19 protein-coding genes and 2 pseudogenes are annotated in these 16,865 nt (G+C 67.1%); 18 read left to right on the top strand and 3 right to left on the bottom strand.

All coding sequences use genetic code 11. The features are described from left to right. Positions 1 to 85 precede the first annotated feature (85 nt). From AV541_RS11475 to AV541_RS09485, 4 genes are all read left to right on the top strand, one after another. Positions 86 to 460 carry a hypothetical protein gene (locus tag AV541_RS11475; RefSeq protein WP_126177914.1) on the top strand — a complete coding sequence of 125 codons (375 nt, stop codon included), beginning with the start codon at positions 86 to 88 and terminating at the stop codon, positions 458 to 460. Positions 461 to 463: 3 nt separating this feature from the next. Beyond that, the gene (locus tag AV541_RS11470; RefSeq protein ID WP_141607715.1) at positions 464 to 751 is read left to right on the top strand and encodes a hypothetical protein; all 288 of its coding nucleotides are present in this window, start codon (positions 464 to 466) and stop codon (positions 749 to 751) included. A gap of 163 nt (positions 752 to 914) precedes the next feature. Beyond that, positions 915 to 1,523 carry a C39 family peptidase gene (locus AV541_RS09490; protein WP_238529937.1) on the top strand — a complete coding sequence of 203 codons (609 nt, stop codon included), beginning with the start codon at positions 915 to 917 and terminating at the stop codon, positions 1,521 to 1,523. Further along, positions 1,514 to 2,191 carry a hypothetical protein gene (locus AV541_RS09485; protein WP_244880676.1) on the top strand — a complete coding sequence of 226 codons (678 nt, stop codon included), beginning with the start codon at positions 1,514 to 1,516 and terminating at the stop codon, positions 2,189 to 2,191. Before AV541_RS09490 ends, AV541_RS09485 begins: the two co-directional genes overlap by 10 nt. A 55-nt stretch (positions 2,192 to 2,246) precedes the next feature. Here AV541_RS09485 and AV541_RS09480 read toward each other — a convergent pair whose 3' ends face one another. After that, complete coding sequence (locus AV541_RS09480; RefSeq protein ID WP_018111708.1) at positions 2,247 to 2,990, bottom strand: hypothetical protein; 744 nt, start codon at positions 2,988 to 2,990, stop codon at positions 2,247 to 2,249. A 32-nt stretch (positions 2,991 to 3,022) separates the two neighbouring features. Further along, positions 3,023 to 3,914 (bottom strand): annotated as a pseudogene (locus AV541_RS13435) (transposase family protein). An 81-nt stretch (positions 3,915 to 3,995) separates the two neighbouring features. Between AV541_RS13435 and AV541_RS09470 the strand changes: the two are divergent. Beyond that, entirely contained in the window at positions 3,996 to 5,732 is a 1,737-nt protein-coding gene (locus tag AV541_RS09470) for a GNAT family N-acetyltransferase (RefSeq protein ID WP_008631005.1), read from the top strand. Here AV541_RS09470 and AV541_RS09465 read toward each other — a convergent pair. Then, entirely contained in the window at positions 5,698 to 6,063 is a 366-nt protein-coding gene (locus tag AV541_RS09465; protein WP_008631006.1) for an ASCH domain-containing protein, read from the bottom strand. The two genes, AV541_RS09470 and AV541_RS09465, sit on opposite strands and share 35 nt — an antisense overlap. Positions 6,064 to 6,077: 14 nt before the next feature. Between AV541_RS09465 and nth the strand changes: the two genes are divergently transcribed. From nth to AV541_RS09400, 13 genes and pseudogenes are all read left to right on the top strand, one after another. Further along, positions 6,078 to 6,743, top strand: a complete 666-nt coding sequence (gene nth / locus AV541_RS09460; protein ID WP_081481421.1) for an endonuclease III — start codon at positions 6,078 to 6,080, stop codon at positions 6,741 to 6,743. A gap of 29 nt (positions 6,744 to 6,772) precedes the next feature. After that, positions 6,773 to 7,918 carry an MFS transporter gene (locus tag AV541_RS09455; protein ID WP_060384763.1) on the top strand — a complete coding sequence of 382 codons (1,146 nt, stop codon included), beginning with the start codon at positions 6,773 to 6,775 and terminating at the stop codon, positions 7,916 to 7,918. Positions 7,919 to 7,924: 6 nt separating this feature from the next. Continuing rightward, a pseudogene (locus AV541_RS09450) lies at positions 7,925 to 9,137 on the top strand (molybdopterin molybdotransferase MoeA). A 75-nt stretch (positions 9,138 to 9,212) separates the two neighbouring features. Continuing rightward, a complete protein-coding gene (locus AV541_RS09445; protein WP_060384762.1) occupies positions 9,213 to 10,751 on the top strand; it encodes a DEAD/DEAH box helicase in 1,539 nt (512 codons plus the stop codon). Positions 10,752 to 11,115: 364 nt separating this feature from the next. Next, positions 11,116 to 11,313, top strand: coding sequence for a helix-turn-helix domain-containing protein (locus tag AV541_RS09440; RefSeq protein WP_008631012.1), 198 nt, complete (start codon positions 11,116 to 11,118; stop codon positions 11,311 to 11,313). A 171-nt stretch (positions 11,314 to 11,484) separates the two neighbouring features. Next, positions 11,485 to 11,676 (top strand): hypothetical protein, encoded by a 192-nt coding sequence (locus AV541_RS09435; RefSeq protein ID WP_008631014.1) that lies wholly within the window; start codon positions 11,485 to 11,487, stop codon positions 11,674 to 11,676. A gap of 2 nt (positions 11,677 to 11,678) precedes the next feature. Continuing rightward, positions 11,679 to 11,867, top strand: a complete 189-nt coding sequence (locus AV541_RS09430) for a hypothetical protein (protein WP_008631016.1) — start codon at positions 11,679 to 11,681, stop codon at positions 11,865 to 11,867. A gap of 5 nt (positions 11,868 to 11,872) precedes the next feature. Next, positions 11,873 to 12,910, top strand: coding sequence for a DUF7146 domain-containing protein (locus AV541_RS09425; RefSeq protein WP_008631018.1), 1,038 nt, complete (start codon positions 11,873 to 11,875; stop codon positions 12,908 to 12,910). Continuing rightward, complete coding sequence (locus AV541_RS13195; protein WP_060384761.1) at positions 12,891 to 13,517, top strand: DUF3987 domain-containing protein; 627 nt, start codon at positions 12,891 to 12,893, stop codon at positions 13,515 to 13,517. Before AV541_RS09425 ends, AV541_RS13195 begins: the two co-directional genes overlap by 20 nt. After that, positions 13,478 to 14,452, top strand: a complete 975-nt coding sequence (locus tag AV541_RS13190) for a DUF3987 domain-containing protein (protein WP_038034995.1) — start codon at positions 13,478 to 13,480, stop codon at positions 14,450 to 14,452. The genes AV541_RS13195 and AV541_RS13190 overlap by 40 nt, the downstream gene beginning before the upstream one ends. Before the next feature lie 455 nt (positions 14,453 to 14,907). After that, positions 14,908 to 15,039, top strand: coding sequence for a hypothetical protein (locus AV541_RS13185; protein WP_269146128.1), 132 nt, complete (start codon positions 14,908 to 14,910; stop codon positions 15,037 to 15,039). 38 nt (positions 15,040 to 15,077) lie between these two features. After that, on the top strand, positions 15,078 to 16,211 hold the full coding sequence (locus tag AV541_RS09405) for an ImmA/IrrE family metallo-endopeptidase (RefSeq protein WP_008631024.1): 1,134 nt from the start codon (positions 15,078 to 15,080) through the stop codon (positions 16,209 to 16,211). Then, positions 16,198 to 16,767 carry a DUF4411 family protein gene (locus AV541_RS09400; RefSeq protein ID WP_008631026.1) on the top strand — a complete coding sequence of 190 codons (570 nt, stop codon included), beginning with the start codon at positions 16,198 to 16,200 and terminating at the stop codon, positions 16,765 to 16,767. The genes AV541_RS09405 and AV541_RS09400 overlap by 14 nt, the downstream gene beginning before the upstream one ends. Positions 16,768 to 16,865: the final 98 nt, after the last annotated feature.

Below are 16,865 nucleotides of genomic sequence, written 5' to 3'. Positions count from 1 at the left end.
GGGTGGGGGATTGCGCCTTCTTGAAAGCTTCTTGACAGGAAGGGGGGGGGGGGCGTGGTAACCTCACCCTTGAGGGGGTTGAGCCATGCGCAAATTCCTCTTGGTGCTGATGGCCTTTGGGCTTTTGGCCTATGCCCCGTTGGGCGCTAGGGCGCAGGGGCACATCCTGGCCCTGGGAGTACGGGGTGAAGTTCAAACAGTTGAGTGGGCTACTTCCTTGCTTGAATCTCCTTCGCTTTTTTCGGATGAGGAGCTAGCTCTTTACGAGGGAGAGGGAGTTATCGCGGGGGTTATTGGTGGTCTTTCAGGGGCGATTAGTGCTGCTTTAGCGTATACGGTAGATGCAGCCATAGGTTGCAATACCGGGCGTTGCGATGCGAATGCTCGTGACTTTGCGGCGAACGTTGGTAAAGGTTTTGTTTATGGATTTGTGTTTGGACTCTTAACTTCGCCTTGGTGAGGTATGGCGATGATGTGGAAACTTAGGCCTTGGCAATCCTTTCTTCTTGTGGCTTTAGCTTTCTTTGGACTCATTAACCTGTTTACGTTGGTGCTCGACAAAAGAGTAGAGGCTAGAGAAGCTCCTGGGCTACTGTTGCAGGCCTTTTTCTTCAGTTTCCTGTATCATGCCACACTCTCTTGGGTGAAAAAGGTTGGCGAATGGCGTGCTTTGGGCGTTCTTTCCTTGGTCGCCTTAATTGTTGTGGGTTTATTATTTCTTGTTGTTCTTTTCTACTCCCGCGGATACTGAGCCTTAGCCTTTGATGATTTTCTTGTCAGATCGAACACCAGGCTGGTTCTACTCAGGATGGCTAGGGTGGAGCTAAGAGGTAACACAGGAAGGCGTAAGTCAAAAGATGGCTTGTGTCCCCGCGGCTCTTATATTGCATCTCATCCTCCCACTTCTCTTCTGGGTGTTTTTTGTCGAAGCAAGTGCCCTGTCTTCTTATCGCACCCTTCGCTACACCCACGTCGTCGGCCAGACGGACTGGTACACCTGCGGTGCGGCGGCGGTGGCCACACTGCTCACCTACTACTATGACGACCCGGCCACGGAAAGCGAGGTCCTGGAGGTGGCCGTCCGTGAGACGGAGGCCTCGGGGAAGGACCCGCGGGAGGGGCTTACCGCCCTTTCCCTGAAGCGGTACCTGGAGGGGCGGGGGTACGAGGTGAGGGCCTACAGGGTGAACCTGGAGCAGCTCGCTGACTACTTCCGCTGGGGCGGGCTTCCGGTCATCGGTCACGTCACCAAGCCCCAGCTCCACTTCCTGGTGATCGCGGGTCTCGTGGACCCGCCCGGGGGCGGCCCTGCCCAGGTGCTCCTCGCCGACTCCTCGTGGGGCCGGCGCATCGTACCCATAGAGGCCCTAGTGACGGAGAAGGGCTTCTCCGGGGTCATCCTGCTGGCCCTTCCCCGGTCGGCGGCCCAGATGGGGCGGGTAAGGGCCAACCAGGAGGCGGAGCTCTCCTGGGCGCTTTCCCGGCTTCGCCGGCTGGAGGCCCTCGGGGGGAGGTGGCCTTGAGGCTTCTGCCCCTCTTCCTGGCCTTCGCCGCCTGGGCCCTGGCCCAGGTGGACCCCTTGCGCCCGGCGGAGGAGCCCCCCCTGGGCTACCGCCTCACCCTCTCCTACGCCCCCTCTGTTCTCCAAGGGGTGGGGGCGGACGAACGGGGTCCCTACGCTTGCCTGCGGGTGGGGCACGGATTGAGCCTGTCCTTGGGTCTCAGCTACCGGGTGGCTCCAGACCTCTTCCTGGAGGGCAGGCTGGGGGGCGGCTACACCCTCTTTGGGGAGAGGCGGGACTACGGGGAGGCAGGGGAAGTCCTCTGGCGAGGGGAGGGCAGGCCTTCCCTTGGGGTGGGGCTGGCCTACCGGTTTCCCGACCTCTGGGGCCGCCCCCGGGTGCGCCTGGGGCTGGGGTACCCCTGGGCCCTGGAAGGGGAGGCCAGTGGGAGCCTCCTCAGGGATCCGGTGGTGGCCACCTGGGCCCTGGGGGTCTCCTACCCCCGGGGCGGTGTGCCTCTCCTGGGGCTGGGCTTGGGCTTATCCCTGGTGGCCAACGAGGTGTGGAGCCTAGGGCTTGGGACCTCCCTCTCCCTGCCTCTGGGGCTGGAGCCCCCGGGGGAGCCCTCCTCCTGCGGGCGGGGTACGCCCTGGACCCCGAAGGGAAGGGAGAGGTGGGGGTGCGGGTAAGGTACGGCGACGGGGGCTTTGCCCTAGGCCTGGAACTCACGGGCCCCCTCTAGCCTCAGCGGAATAGGGCTTCCTCCAGGGGGAGGCTCACCTGGGCTTCCAGGGTTTCTCCCCGGGAGAAGAGGACCCACCGGTCCCCCGTCCGGAGGTAGCCCTCCGACCTCACGGGATAGCCCGCGCTCCCCTCCTTCCGAAGGTCCCGGTAGAGGGTCAGGGTCTCCATCCCGAGCACGGGGGAGAAGTGCCCCTCCCCCACCACCTTCCCTTCCTGTACGTAGACCTCTCCCTCGTAGGGTTTAGCCTCCAGCACTCCCTTGGGGAGACAGGCGTGGGACCGGCGCGCCACCCGGTAGGCCTCCGCCTCGCTGCCATCGGGGAGGGTCACTTTCCCCAGGGAAGCCACCTCGTCATAACCGAAGGCGGCCCCGGTGAAGCCTGTCTGCCAGGCGAAGATGAGCTCCAGGAAGAGGCGGTCGTCCAGGGGGGTTTCCCTGCCGTCCGGGAGGCGGAGGAACTGGCGCTCCCGGGTGTAGACCAGGGTGGCGGGCGCCTTCTCGCCCTCGGGGGCGATCTCCAGGCGAAGGCGGCAACCGCCGAGGTCAAGGTAGGTCCGGATCCGCAAGACCTGCGTTTCCTGGCCCTCGGGGGTGAAGTAGACTACCCGGTCCAGGCCCTGGTAGGTCTTGCCCCTCCAGTCGCCGAAGGCGGCCTTGAGGGCGGATTCCACCGCTTCCTTGGGGGACTGGGTGAGGGCCAACGGGCTGAACAAGGCCAGAATCAGGGCAAGGGATCGTTTCATGGTATGAGCTTAACATTCCTTCGTGTGCTACCTCATAGCTCCACCCCGGCCATCTTCAGGAGCACCCGGCTACGTATGAGGTTGTGAACAAGCAGGATGAGGTTCACCCGGGCCACCAGCCCCCAGTAGGACCGGGCCTCTATCCGATGAAGCCCCAAAGACCGCACCATCACGCTGAAGCGGGTCTCTATCCAGTTCCTGACCCTCCCCATCCACTCTCTCCACCCCGTCTCCACCACCTTCCCTCCCCTGACCCGATAGGGCGGGGTCTTGACCCCTGGACCCAGCGGAAGCCCCGGTCCCCCAAGACCGCGGGCAGACCGTCCAGCAGGTCCCTCCCCCAGGTCTCCCGGGCATTACCGGGGAGAATGGCCCAACGAAAGAAGAGACCCCGCTCGTTCATCACTGGCATGATGCTTTCCCGTCAGGGAAACAGCTTGTGGACGTAGCCCGCGAAAGCCCCCAGGGGTCCCACCCCCACGGCGGCCTCAGGAAGAGAGAGGCCGTGAATCCGGTGGCCGTGAGCCAGGGGGATGGGTTTAAGGTCCACCACCTGCAGGAGGCCTTTTCCCCCGGAGAGCCTCATGGCCAGGTGAGCCAACAACCCCTGGGCCTTCTGAAGGACCCGGTAGAAGCGGGAGAGGTGGGGGAGGGAGGGGAAGTAGGCCTTGAGGGTGGTCTTGGCGGCCAGGTAGCCTTTGGCGAGGTCCTGGCCCTGGAGGAGCAAAAAGATGGCGAGGGCCAGGAGTTCGGCCAGGGTGGCCTTTTGGTGCTTTTGCTTTGGGGGGAGCTTGAAGCCTTGGGCCTGCAGGGCCTTCAGTTCGTCATCTACCCAGATGTAGGTAGCCACCAGAAGGGTCTCTGCGTCAAGATAGTAGGTCAGCCAAAGGCTACGTTCTGGGGGTGCTCACGATCTTGCCGCATGGCACCCCCTCTTTTTTCACACCCCGAGGGTCTAGGTCAAGTAGCACACGAAGGCATTAAGTGGGGTACCATGGGGGCACGATGCGCGTCTTGGGGCGGAGGGTCTACTGGCGCTGGTACGGGGAGGTCCTCCTGGAGGGGGGCGTGACCTTGCGCATGACCGGGGACGTGGCCAAGTGGCTGAGGCCCGGGGATAGGGTGAGGCTTCGCACCGAGTTCAAGAAGCCCGTCCTCGGCTTTGACGAGTACGCCCTCGAGGGCGCCTTCCCCCTCTGGCCCCCCTTCGCCAAGACCCTGGAGCACGTGCGGGAAAGCCCCCTGGGGGGCGAGGCCTACCGCTACCGCCTTAAGGTGCGGGAGGCCACCTATGAAAGCGACTTTGAGGCCATCGCCGAGCTGGAGCAGTTCCACTACGCCTCGGAGAAGGAGGTGGTGGCCCTTTGGGTGTGCACCCAGTGCCACAAGACGCTCTTGGCCAACGCCAAGCCTCTTTGCGACTGCGGCGGGGAGGCGAGGCTTAAGGAGATCCGAGGGTCCACTCCGGCAAGCCGCTTTCTGGTTTTGGAGCTTGTGGAGCGGCTTCCCTTTGAGCCCCAGATCCTGGGCTACCTGCGCCTGGACCCCCCCATCCCCCGGATGCACCGGAGGACCCCCGAAGGCGTGGAGCGGGACATCCGGGAAAAGATCTTCCCGAGGGACTGGTTCCACCCCACTTATGAGGGGGGCAGCGACTGGGAAAAGGCCTTGGATCGCGTCAAGACCGCCGCTGCCCGCATCGCCCGGGTGGTGGTCCACCCCGACTACCGCTCAGAGGGCTTCGGGGCGCTTCTCGTGCGCATGGCCCTGGAGTGGGCCAAGGAGCGGGGAGCCCCCGAGGGCAGGCGGGAAAAGCACCTGGTCTACACCATCGCCCAGATGGCCCGCTACCACCCCTTCTTTGAGAAGGTGGGCTTCCGCTACCTCTTTGACACCGCCTCGGGAAGGCCCGTGCTCTTCTATCCCCTCACGGAGGAGGCGGAAGGGTATTTGGAGCGCTTCCTCCGGGAAGACCCCTACGCCCAAGAGCACGGGGGGAGGCTTTTTAGGCCCCGGTTTGGCCGGGTGGAGGGGCTAAAGGGGCCCATCCGCCTGGAAGGGGTCCACAAGGGCTACCGGAGCCATCTGGAACTAAAGGGCCTCTCCCCGGAGGTGCGGGGGGTCCTCGAGGCCTTCGGGGTGAAGGCGCGGGTGGTGGAGCGGGCAGTACTCCGGGGAGCAAGCCTGGAGATTCCTCCGGGAAACCTGGTGGTCCTGGCGGGGGCGAGCGGGGCGGGGAAGACCACCCTCCTTAGGCTCCTTTTGGGCGAGGCGCCCGATAGGGGAGAGGTGGTCTTGCCCCCGGGCAAGCGGGTGGCCTACATCCCGGGGGAAAGGGAAGTAGACCTCGGGGAGGACCCCATCCTGGAAAGCGCCTACCGCAAGCTTGGGGACGTGGGGGCGGCCGTTGAGGTTTTAAACCGCGTGGGCCTTTCCGACGCCGTGCTCTACCGGGCGAGGCCCAAGGAGCTTTCCACCGGGCAAAGGGAGCGCTTCCGTCTGGCCCTATTGCTCGCTGAGCGGCCGGACCTCCTCCTCATAGACGAGTTCGCCGCCCACCTGGACGTGCCTACGGCGAGGCGGGTGGCCCTGGGGCTGGGGAAGCTTTGCCGGGAGGCGGGGATCACCCTGGTGGTGGCCACCCACCGGCCCGAGGTCATCGCTGCCTTGGACCCGGACCTCTTGGTCTACGTGGGTTACGGGGGGCTCACCACGCTACCTCGGAGAGGTCCACGAACATGATCCGCCCCGGGCGCCTGGGGACCCAGAGGGGCTTCGTGTAGCGCTGGGGGTTCGCCAGCACCCAGGCGTAAAGGGGGGCTTCCCCGGCGTAGGCCCGGAGGAAGGCCTCCTCCGCCAGGTGCTTCTCGGGGTGTTTTAAGAGCTCTTCCACGCTAAAGGGGCCCTCCACCCCAATGAGGTCCACCTGGCCGATGAGCCTTCCCCCCGTGACGATGCCCAAGGGCCCCCGGTGACGGGTGGAGCGCTTGCGGATTTCCCAGACCTTCTTCCCGTCCACGATGAGGCTGGCGTAAGGCTCGCGGACGATGAGGCCGAGCTTGGGCCTTTCCACCTCTCCATTGTAGATTGGGGGGCGTGGCGTGCCCGAAGGAGGGGCTAGAGGAAAAGAGGAAGCGGGCGAGGGCCATCCTGGAGGCCTTAAAGGAGGCCTACCCCAAGGCCCGCACCGAGCTTAGGCACGAGACCCCTTTCCAGCTTTTGGTGGCCACGGTGCTTTCCGCCCAGGCCACGGATAGAAGCGTGAACGAGGCCACCCCGGCCCTCTTCGCCCGCTTTCCCGATGCCAAGGCCCTGGCGGAGGCCACCCCGGAGGAGGTGGAGCCTTTCATCAGGCGCATCGGGCTTTACAAGACCAAAGCCAAGAACCTGGTGGCCCTGGCCCAGCGCCTGGTGGCGGAGCATGGGGGAGAGGTGCCGCGGGAGAAGGCGGCCCTGATGCGCCTGCCTGGGGTGGGCTGGAAGACGGCCACCGTGGTCCTGGGGGCGGCCTTCGGTATCCCCGGCATCGCCGTGGACACCCACGTGGCCCGTCTGGCGCGGCGGCTTTGCCTTTCAGAGGCCAAGAGCCCGGAGAAAATCGGGGCCGAGCTGGAGGGCCTTTTTCCCAAGGAGGACTGGGTCTTCGTCCACCACGCCTTGGTCCTCCACGGCCGCTACGTGTGCACCGCCCGGAAGCCCAAGTGCGCTACCTGCGTCCTGGCACCCCACTGCCCTAGCCGTCAGGAGGGCTGAGGGGGTTTGGGCCCACCAAAAGGATTTTTATGAAAACCTCCCCGCTTGCACCCGCCTACCGCTTTGTCCTCGCCAGTTTCCTCTGGTCCTTCGGGGCCAACCTCGTCCACTTCTTCCTCAACTTCCACCTCGAGGCCCTGGGCTATGGCCGCCAGGCCATCGGCTTGGCCCAAGCCCTCCTCCTCCTGGTGGGGGTGGTTTTCACCCTTCCCCTGGCCTACCTCATCCCCCGCCTGGGTTATTTGAAAAGCCTCCACCTGGCCTTCCTCCTGGCGGTGCTGGGAGGGCTTTTGGTGGGGCTTGGGGTCTTGGTCTTTCCCGGCCTGGCCGCCTATGGCCTGGCCGGGACCCTCCTCCAGGGGGCGGCCGCTCCCCTCATGGCCCGGCTGGTGCCCCCAGAGAGGCGGGTGGCCCTCTTTAGCCTCCAGGCCGCCCTCACCACGGCGAGCGGTTTCTTCTCCACCTTGCTTGCGGGCTACCTCTCGGACCTTCTAGGGGCGCGGTGGGTCCTCCTTTTCGCCCTTCCCTTCTTTGTCCTCGCCTACCCCCTGGTCCGGGGGCTTCCCCAGGGGGGCGGCGAGGGAAGGCCCCTCCACTTCCGCGGCCGGCTTAGGGCCTGGCTCCGCCTCCTTTTACCCCAGGTGGTCATCGGCTTTGGGGCGGGGCTCGTCATCCCCTTTCTGAACCTTTTCCTGAAGGAGAAGTTCGGCCTCACCTACGGCACCACCGGGGCCATCTTCGCCCTATCCGCCCTGGCCACCGGGGGGGCCATGCTCCTCCAGCCCCTGCTGGTGGCCCGCCTTGGGAAGCTGGGGGCCATCGTCTTTGTCCAGGCCCTTTCCCTTCCCTTCCTGGCTGCCTTGGCCTGGGCCCCCTGGCTTCCCGTGGTCACCCTGGCCCTTCTGGTGCGGGGGGCCCTCATGAACGCCGCCGGGCCGGTCTACGCCGCCTTGGTCATGGACTACCTGCCCGAGGAGGAGCGCCCCGGCTTCTTTCTCCTGGAAAGCGCCCTCTGGAGCCTTCTCTTCGCCCTGGCAAGCGCCCTTTCCGGGGCGGTGCAGGAGGCTTTGGGCCTGAAGGCCTTTGACCTCCTCTTCGGGGTAACCCTCGCCCTCTACACCTTGGGCATTGCCTTTTGGCCCTGGGCCTTCCGGGGGCTTGAGCGGGTAGACTGAGGTCCGATGCGGACGAACCTTTCCGTGGAGGAAGCCCTGAGCCTGGTCTTGGAGGAGGCGAGGGGTGAGCTTAGCGTGGAGGAGCTGCCCCTCAAGGAGGCCTACGGCCGGGTCCTGGCTGAGGACCTGGCCTCCGAGGTGGACCACCCCGACCAGGACGACACCGCCATAGACGGCTACGCCTGCCGGCAGGAGGACACCCGCTCGGCCTCCCCGGAAAGCCCCGTGCGCCTTAGGGTCATCGGCGAGGCCCCGGCGGGAAGACCCTTCCCCGGGGAGGTGGGGCCGGGCGAGGCCGTGGCCGTTTACACCGGAGCCCCCATCCCCAAGGGGGCAGACGCCGTGGTGCGGGTAGAGGACACGAGGCGGGAAGGGGAGTACGTTCTCCTCTTCGCCCCGGCAAGCCCCAAGGACATAAGGCCCAAGGGGGATGACCTCAAAAAGGGAGAGGTCTACCTCAAGCGGGGGGACCTCCTCACCCCAGGAAGGCTCGGCCTGGCGGCGGCCATGGGCTATCCCCGCCTGAAGGTTTTCCGGAGGCCTAGGGTGGGGATCCTCTCCACGGGGGACGAGGTGGTGGAGCCGGGGGAGCCCCTGCCCTTTGGTGGGGTCTACAACTCCAACGCCTATAGCCTCTGGGGGCTGGTCCTCGAGGCGGGCGGAGAGCCCGTTCTTTTGGGCAAGGTCCCGGACGACCCGGAGGCGGTGCTCGCGCGGCTTAAAGAGGCGGGGCCTTTGGACCTCCTCCTCACCTCGGGGGCGTGTCCATGGGGGAGTACGACGTGGTGCGCAAGGTCTTGGAGCGCCACGGGGAGGTGGTCTTCTGGAAGGTGCGGCAGCAGCCCGGGGGGCCCCTCCTCTTCGCCAGGCTAGGGGGGCTTCCCGTCCTCGGCCTTCCGGGAAACCCGGTCTCCAGCATGGTCACCTTCTTCCTCTACGGGAGGCCCTTCCTCTTCCGCCTTCTCCGGCGCACGGAGCCCCCCTACCGCTCCTTGAGGGCCAGGGCCCTCACCCCCTTCCGGGGGGCGGTGGACAAGAAGGTTTTTCGCCGGGGAGTCCTCTCCTTTGAGGGGGAACTGGTGGTGCGCACCACCGGGAACCAGAGTAGCGGGGTGCTCCGCTCCATGGCCGTGGGCAACGCCCTGGTGGTCCTCCCCCAGGCCAGGACGTGCGGGAAGGGGAGGAGGTGGAGGCCATTCCCTTGACATTCGTGCTTTAGTTCACTAAAATTAAAAGGTTTACGGGCTTTACCCCTCCTCCTCGGGCGCGGGTGGGGTCCGGGAAGCGAGAGAGAATGGAGTTTAAAGACTTTCCCCTGAAGGACGAGATCAAGGAAGCCCTTTTGCGGCGGGGCATCACCGCCCCTACCCCCATCCAGGCGGCGGCGTTGCCCTTGGCCTTGGAGGGCAAGGACCTCATCGGCCAGGCCCGCACGGGCACCGGCAAAACCCTGGCCTTCGCCTTGCCCATCGCCGAGCGGTTGGAGGCCAGCGGTGAGCGGGGACGGGCCCCCAGGGCTTTGGTCCTCACCCCCACCCGGGAGTTGGCCCTGCAGGTTTCCGGGGAGCTGGCCGCCGTGGCCCCCCACCTGAAGGTGGTCACGGTCTACGGGGGCACGGGCTATGGCAAGCAGAAGGAGGAGCTCCTCCGGGGGGCGGACGTGGTGGTGGCCACCCCGGGAAGGGCCCTGGACTACTTGAAGCAGGGGGTTCTGAAGCTCTCCCAGGTGCAGATCGCCGTCCTGGACGAGGCGGACGAGATGCTCTCCATGGGCTTTGAGGAGGAGGTGGAATCCCTCCTCTCCGCCACGCCTTCCGAGCGCCAGACCCTCCTCTTCTCCGCCACCCTGCCCTCCTGGGCCCGGAGGCTTGCTGAGCGCTACATGCGTTCCCCCGTGGTCATCAACGTGGTGCGGGAAGAGGGGGTCACCTACCAGGAGGAGGCGGTGCCCGCCCCCGGGGACCGGCTCGCCCTCCTCTCCGACCTCCTCTACGTGAAGGCCCCCAAGCGGGCCATCGTCTTCACCCGCACCAAGGCCGAGACCGAGGAGGTGGCCACGGGCCTTCTCCGCCTGGGCCACCCGGCCCGGGCCATCCACGGGGACCTCTCCCAGACGGACCGCGAGCGGGTCATGAAGGCTTTCCGCGAAGGGGAGGTGCGGGTGCTGGTGGCCACGGATGTGGCTGCCCGCGGCCTGGACATCCCCGAGGTGGACCTGGTGGTGCATTACCGCCTGCCCGACAAGCCGGAAACCTACCAGCACCGCTCGGGGCGCACGGGCCGGGCGGGCCGGGGGGGTGAGGTGGTGGTCCTCTACGGGCCCCGGGAAAGGCGGGAGCTTTCCGAGCTGGAGCAGGCGGTGGGCCGCACCTTCAAGCGGGTGAACCCTCCCACCCCGGAGGAGGTCCTGGAGGCCAAGTGGCACCACCTCTTGGCCCGGCTGGCCCGGGTTCCGGAAAGGGACTACAAGCTCTACCTGGACTTCGCCGGGAAGCTCTTCGCCGAGGGAAGGGTGGAGGTGGTGGCCGCCCTCATGGCCCTTCTCCTGGGTGGGGCTCCTAAAGAGAAGAGCCTCCTCACGGGCGAGGAGGGCTGGCTCACCTTCAAGGCCACGGGGCCTAGGCTCAGCCTGCCCCGCCTGGTGGCTCTCTTGAAGGAGAAGGGCCTCGAGGTGGGCAAGATCGCCCAAGGGGAGGAGGCGTTTTACGTGGACCTCCGCCCCCAGGACCTTCCCCGCCTGGCCGAGGTGCAGGGGGTTCGGCTGGAGCGGGCTAAGCGGGTGGAGGCCCTGCCCGAGGCCCCCGCCCGCGGTAGACGCCCAGTGCGCTCCTGAGCGCTACGGCAAAGACTATCCCCCTCCGCCTGGGAGGGGGGATGGGCGTTTTCCCCTTTGGTGCGCCCGGAGGGATTCGAACCCCCGACCTAGGGCTTAGGAAGTCCTTGGAAAACGTTTCCTGTGCTCCGTGGGGACCCATGGAGGGGCACGGGGACGCGATTTATTCGCTTGGCTGTTTCCTGGTGTTTCTCCGTTTAGGGGTAGCCGTGGGGGTAGTATGGGGGTAAAAAGAGGGGTAAAACTTTGGAAAAGGGCTAATCTTTCTCCCGCCCCTCGAGGAGCGGGTAACTACAACATGTGGCGGTTATCACTTGCGACACCACTATATGTTGGGGTACAAGTGGAACCGGAGGGATAGCGGATGAAACAGAGCACCGGGCAGCCCCCCCTGGCCGTGAGCGTGAACGAGGCCGCGCGTTTGCTTTCGGTGAGCAGGGTTACGATCTACCGCGCGATCTGGCGCGGGGAGCTCAAGGCCATGAAAATCGGGGCGCGCACGCTCATCCCGTACAAGGAACTCGAGGCGTTTCTGGAAAGGGGATTGGGGGGAAGGAGGTAAAAAAGGCGCTCCCACGGGGGGCGTGGGAGCGTACGCGCGATCCGGCTGATGCGCAAGGTTCAGCTTATCCACCCAAACGCAACCTTGCAACCCCGCCCTGGAAACCGGGAACGGGCGGCCCTCTCCTACCCCCTACGCCGCATGACGGCACGGGCCGCTAGGGTCGGCGTGATGAGGGAGAAGAAACTCCTCACCTTCAACGAGGTGGCCCCCATCCTGGCCGAGCACCTGGGTCTGGGGAGGGATGGGGTGCGGCGGTTTATGAGGAAATACGGCGTTCGTGTGGGGCGCAAACTTTACCTTCATTCCAGCATCCTCGAGGGCCTTCTGGAGCGGGGCCGCTTGCCCCGGGAGGAGGCGTAGCCGTGGGAAAAGCTCAAACGCTTCGCGACCGCATCCTCCTGGCGGTCCTGCGCGTCATCCTCGCCATGCTCACGCCCACGGGCCGCGTTGACGCGCTGTACGCGGCCAACGAGGCGGTTGATTGGGACCTGCAACGTGAAGAGGAGGGGGCGGAAAAAACCGCCCCCGCCCTCGAGGGGCGAGGGAGGTGAGCACGATGAACCCGGTGCCCGCCGGTACTCGCACCCTAGGCCCCGAGGGGGTCCTCGAGCACATCCTCTGGGCCACCCGGGCCCGCCCCTCGGGCCAGGGCCGGTGGATCGGCCATTGCCCCGCCCACGAGGACCGGGATCCCTCTCTCTCCATCCGCCTCAGCCCCGAGGGGCGGGTCCTGTTGCATTGCTTTGCGGGCTGCCCCACGGAGGCCGTCCTCGAGGCCCTGGGCCTTTCATGGGGCGCACTTTTCCCCGACTCCCACGAGGAGCCCTTGGGGAGGGTTTTTCGCCGCGTTCGGCCCGCGCCCTCTCCCCGCCCCGAGCCCCGACCGGACGAGGGGCGGCGGAGGCTCCTCGAGGCCATCTGGGCCCGGGCTGTCCCCCTCGACCGCCCCGGCGCGGAGCTGGGGCGGCGCTACCTCGAGGCCCGGGGCCTGAGCCTCGAGGCCGTCCTCCCCGGCCTCCAGAACCTCCGCCTCCACCCCGGCCTGGAGTACCGGGAAGGGGAGGAGGCCTTAGGGACTTTTCCCGCCCTCCTCGCCCGGGTGGAGCACCCTCAGCACGGCTTAGTAGCCCTGCACCGGACCTATCTGAGCCCGGACGGGAGGGGGAAGGCCCCGGTGGGGAGCCCCAAAAAGCTCAGCCGGGCGGTTCTCGAGGGCGGCCTGAAGGGGGCGGCCATCCGCCTCTACGCCCCTGGGGGCGGGGTTTTGGCCGTGGCCGAAGGGGTGGAGACCGCCCTCGCGGTGCGCGAGGCCGCGGGCCTTCCCGCCTGGGCCGCCGTGAGCGCGGGGGGCCTCGAGGCGTGGGAGCCCCCACCCGGGGTGGGAGAGGTCTTGATCGCGGCTGACGGGGACGAGAGGGGGGTGGAAGCTGGGAAAAAACTGGCGAAGCAGCTTTTGGCGCTTGGGATCGCGGTGAAGTTGGCCGTGCCGCCAGACGGCACGGACTGGCTTGACGTGCTGGCGGCGAAAAAGCGCGCGGGGCGGGTAGAGGCCGCCCCGGGAGAGGAGGAAACTGATGCTCAAGGAACACTCTAAGGTTTTGAACGGCGTTTCGCAACAGGCTGACGGCTTCGACCCCGAGAAGGCCCTCGAGGCCCTGCGCAACGTGCCCTACGTGCGGCCCGAGGACGTGGACGATTGGCCAGAGCCCCTGCCCCTGTTCCGGGAGGCCGACCCGCCCGAGCCCTACCCCCTCGAGGCCCTCGGGCCCCTGGAGGGCGTGGTGCGGGAGGCCCTGCGCGTGGTCCAGGGCGCGGAGGCCCTGACCGCCGCCGCGTTCCTCGCCGGGGCGTCCCTGGGGGCCCAGGGCATCGCCAACGCCGGGGTGGACGGGCGGACGTACCCGGCGAGCCTGTTTTTCCTGACCGTGGCCGACTCGGGGGAGCGCAAAACGGAGTTGGACCGCCTCGCCCTCCTGCCCGCCCGGGCGTGGCAGACCGCGAAGGCGGAGGTTGCCGCCTTGGCCGAGGAGGCCTGGCGCGCGGAGCGCGAGGCCTGGGAGGCGGAGCGCCGGCGCATCCAGGGGGAAAAGGGCCTCTCCCGGGAGGAGCGGGCCGAGGCCCTGAAGGCCCTGGGCCTCCCCCGGCCAGGCCGTGGAGCGGGATGTTCCTCCTCTCGGACGCCACCACCGAGGCCATCGTGAGCGCCCTGGCGGACGACTGGCCCAGCGTGGGGCTGTTCGCCTCCGAGGCCGGCGTGTTCCTGGGCGGCCACGCCATGAGCGAGGAAAAGCGGCTCTACACCATCTCCGTCCTGAGCCGCCTCTGGGACGGGCAGGGAGTGGAGCGGGCCCGGCAGGGGGACGGGAAGCGCCTCCTCCTCGGGAGGCGGCTCAGCGTCCACCTGGGCATGCAACCCGAGGTGGCCCGGGACCTCCTCGAGGACCGCCTGGTGCGAAACCAGGGACTCTTGGCGCGCTTCCTCACCGCCTGGGCCCCCCAGGTGGGCCCCCGGCGCTACGTGGAGGAGGACCTGACGCGAAACCCCGCCTACATCGCCTACCAGGGCCGTCTGGACGCCCTCCTCGAGGCCACCGCCGGGAACGTCCGGGACGACCCCGAGGCCCGGGTGCGGGGGTTGGAACTTCCCAGCCTCCCCCTGCACCCCGCCGCCAAGCGGCTGTACGTGGCGTTTTTTGAGTACCTGGAGGCGCAAAAAACGGGGCTTGGGGAGGCCCGGGCGTTCGCGGCCAAAACGCCCGAGCACGCGGTGCGCCTCGCCCTGGTCCTGGGCCTCTTCGAGGATCCGTCCCTCACCCGCCTGGGCCCCGAGCACATGGAGCGGGGCATCGCCCTAGCCGAGTGGTACATGCTGGAACACCGGCGGCTGATGGAGGGGGCCCGGGTGCCTGAGCCCCTTCGGCGGGCCGCGCGCCTCCTGGAGTGGCTGCGGGAGCGGGCGCGGGAGGGCGCGTTGCCCATCGCCACGCCGGACGTGGTGCGCTACGGCCCCCGGGCCGTGGGGCGCACCACCCAGGCCGTGCGGGAGGCCCTGCGGCTCCTCGAGGCCCACGGGTACGTTCGCGCCCATCGGGAGGGGCGCAGGGAGGCCTGGGAGTTGAACCCCCGGGCACTCTGAGCGGGGGGTGGCTATAGTGGCTATTTTGGCTACTGAACCCCACAAGCGCTGTCCAGGACGGCAAAAAAACAGTAGCCACCCCCTGGCTACTGTTGGCTACGGTTGGCTACGGAACGGCTACGGTCATGGGGAGCCCCATCCCGGGGCCCCGGCTACCGTAGCCGATCGTAGCCACAATAGCCACTCCGTAGCCACCCTGTGGCTACGGGATTTTCTCCGTTCTGGACGGAGAAAATCCCCCTTAGTAGCCAAAGTAGCCACCGTAGCCATAGCCGCACGGAGGAGGTATGGGGTACCGGCGGTTTCGGCCTGACCGGGTAGTGGAGCCCCCTGTTGCGCCAGAGAGCCGCACCGGGAGCGAGGAACCCCATCGGGCGGTGCCTGTCCGGCCCACCGGGCGCGAAGTCCGCGCCGCCTGGTTTGCCGCGCCGCCCCGCCCCCTCCCTCCCGAGGTCATGCGCAAGGTGGGGGCGGTCCTCGAGGTCCACGGCGTTCAGGGGGCCTGGAACATGGCGGGCAACCGCCTCCCCCCGGAGGAACTTGCCCGGCTCCTCGAGGCCTTGAGCAAGGGTGCGTTGCCAGCGTAAGGCCGGGGGTAGAATGGAGTCCCCTAGGGGGGGCCGGGATGAAAACGGTAGAGGTACCCATCAAGCCAGAAACCCTCCGGTGGGCCATGGACTGGGCGGGCCTCGAGGCAGAAAGCCTCGCCCGGAAGGTCCAGGTCAAGCCGGAGAAGGTGGAGCGCTGGCTAGAGGGGAAAGAGAAGCCCACCTACCCCCAGGCCCTGAAGCTGGCCCAGGCCCTCCATTTGGGCTTGGGGCACCTCCTCCTGCCCCCGCCCGAGGTCAAGCTTCCTTTGAGGGACTTTCGTCGGGGAAGAGGGCGGCAAGCCCCCCCAAGCCCGGAGCTCCTCGAGGCCTACCACGACGCGCGGCGTAAGCAGGAATGGTGGCGGGAGCGCAAGGGGAAGCCCCTTCCCTTCGTGGGAAGCGGCAAGGGCGCTTCCCCGGCGGAGGTGGCCCGGGAGATGGCGACCCTCCTGGAAGTGGAGGCCTTGCGGAGAAGGGCCCGGGACCATCAAGGCTTCCTCAAGGCCCTTGCGGACGGGGCGGAAGCCCTTGGGGTTCTGGTCCTCCGGCAAGGGCACGTGGGCACCCACACCCGGAGGACCTACGACCCGGAGGAGTTCTCCGGCTTCGCCCTGGTGGACCCCGTGGCCCCCGTGGTCTTCCTGAACGCCCGCGAGCACCCTTCCCGCCAGGTCTTCACCCTGGCTCACGAGTTGGCCCACGTGTGGCGGGGAGAAGGGGGACTGGAGGGCGGGCTGGAGGAGGAGGCCCGGGACGAGGTGGAGGTCTGGGCGGACCACGTGGCCGCGGAGCTTCTGATGCCCGAGGAGGAGTTTCGCGCGGCTTGGAACGGGCACCTTCCCCCCTTGGAGGCCGCCCGGGAGGCTTCCCGGCGCTTCTTCGTGAGCCCGAGGGCCGCCCTGGAGCGGGCCTTTCGCTTGGAACTTGTGCACCGGGAGGGGTACATGGAGGCCCTCGAGGCCCTGCGGAAGACCGCGCCTCCCCGTCCCAGGAAGGGGGGCGGGGACTTCTGGAAGACCCTGGTGGTCCAGAACAGCCCCGCCTTCGTGCGGGAGGTCAGGCGGGCGGCCCTAGAAGGGGAAGTGGACGCCAAGGACGTGGCCTTTCTCCTCAATGTGGACCTCAGGACGGCCTGGGCCTTCCTGGAGGGCAAGGGTGTACCTACTTGACGCCAACGCCATCATCACTCCCTTCGTCCCAGGCTTCCTGGAAGCCCTAGCTAAGGCCCTCGGGAGATCACCAGAGGAGGCCAAGGCCCATCTGGAGGCCTGGTTCCGGGACGGAATCAAAAGCGGCCTCCTCCGGCTAGGGCGCGAAGTGAGGGACGAGATCTTGCGAAAGCGGGGTCCGGGCCATGACCTTCTGAAGTCCTTAGACGGGCAGTACAAGCTTCTGGAAGTTACCGAAGCTTTTTTTGACGCCTTGGAGAAGGTGGCCCACTTCGTGAGGGAACACTATGCCCCTGAGGACGCTGAGCCTTTTCTCCGAGGCGCTGACCCGACCCTGGTGGCCCTGGCCAAGGTCCACAACCTCACCCTGATTACCCAGGAAAGGCACGTGGTGCCCCAGCTGGACGGGGCGAGTGGCCTAATCACGGGAAGGCCACGCCTACCCTATGTGGCCTTCGCCTTCGGGGTGCGGTGCGTGCCCTTGATGACGGCTCTCCTGGAGGTCCAGGGGCAGGCCAGCCTTCCTCAGGCTCCAGGCGAGGCGGGCGGAGGGTAATCGGTAGCCCATCCCTCGAGGCCCCGCCCGAACCGGTTCTGAACCGCCCTTCAATCGCCCGAGGCGCCGGAGGTCTTGGGCAGGCTCCAGGCCCCCCT

This window comes from Thermus parvatiensis, from assembly GCF_001535545.1.
Taxonomy (GTDB): Bacteria; Deinococcota; Deinococci; order Deinococcales; family Thermaceae; genus Thermus; species Thermus parvatiensis.
The sequence above is the reverse complement of the archived record's forward strand: the minus strand, read 5'-3'. Positions and strand labels throughout refer to the sequence as shown.

Bases quoted from the DNA above. Each gene is read 5' to 3' on its own strand.
- AV541_RS13185 (WP_269146128.1), top strand. From the start codon at position 14,908: ATGCGCAAGGTGGGGGCGGTCCTCGAGGTCCACGGCGTTCAGGGGGCC.
- AV541_RS13190 (WP_038034995.1), top strand. From the start codon at position 13,478: ATGTTCCTCCTCTCGGACGCCACCACCGAGGCCATCGTGAGCGCCCTG.
- AV541_RS13195 (WP_060384761.1), top strand. From the start codon at position 12,891: ATGCTCAAGGAACACTCTAAGGTTTTGAACGGCGTTTCGCAACAGGCT.
- AV541_RS09455 (WP_060384763.1), top strand. From the start codon at position 6,773: ATGAAAACCTCCCCGCTTGCACCCGCCTACCGCTTTGTCCTCGCCAGT.
- AV541_RS09445 (WP_060384762.1), top strand. From the start codon at position 9,213: ATGGAGTTTAAAGACTTTCCCCTGAAGGACGAGATCAAGGAAGCCCTT.
- AV541_RS09470 (WP_008631005.1), top strand. From the start codon at position 3,996: ATGCGCGTCTTGGGGCGGAGGGTCTACTGGCGCTGGTACGGGGAGGTC.
- AV541_RS11475 (WP_126177914.1), top strand. From the start codon at position 86: ATGCGCAAATTCCTCTTGGTGCTGATGGCCTTTGGGCTTTTGGCCTAT.
- AV541_RS09435 (WP_008631014.1), top strand. From the start codon at position 11,485: ATGAGGGAGAAGAAACTCCTCACCTTCAACGAGGTGGCCCCCATCCTG.
- AV541_RS11470 (WP_141607715.1), top strand. From the start codon at position 464: ATGGCGATGATGTGGAAACTTAGGCCTTGGCAATCCTTTCTTCTTGTG.
- AV541_RS09480 (WP_018111708.1), bottom strand. From the start codon at position 2,990: ATGAAACGATCCCTTGCCCTGATTCTGGCCTTGTTCAGCCCGTTGGCC.
- AV541_RS09405 (WP_008631024.1), top strand. From the start codon at position 15,078: ATGAAAACGGTAGAGGTACCCATCAAGCCAGAAACCCTCCGGTGGGCC.
- AV541_RS09425 (WP_008631018.1), top strand. From the start codon at position 11,873: ATGAACCCGGTGCCCGCCGGTACTCGCACCCTAGGCCCCGAGGGGGTC.
- AV541_RS09440 (WP_008631012.1), top strand. From the start codon at position 11,116: ATGAAACAGAGCACCGGGCAGCCCCCCCTGGCCGTGAGCGTGAACGAG.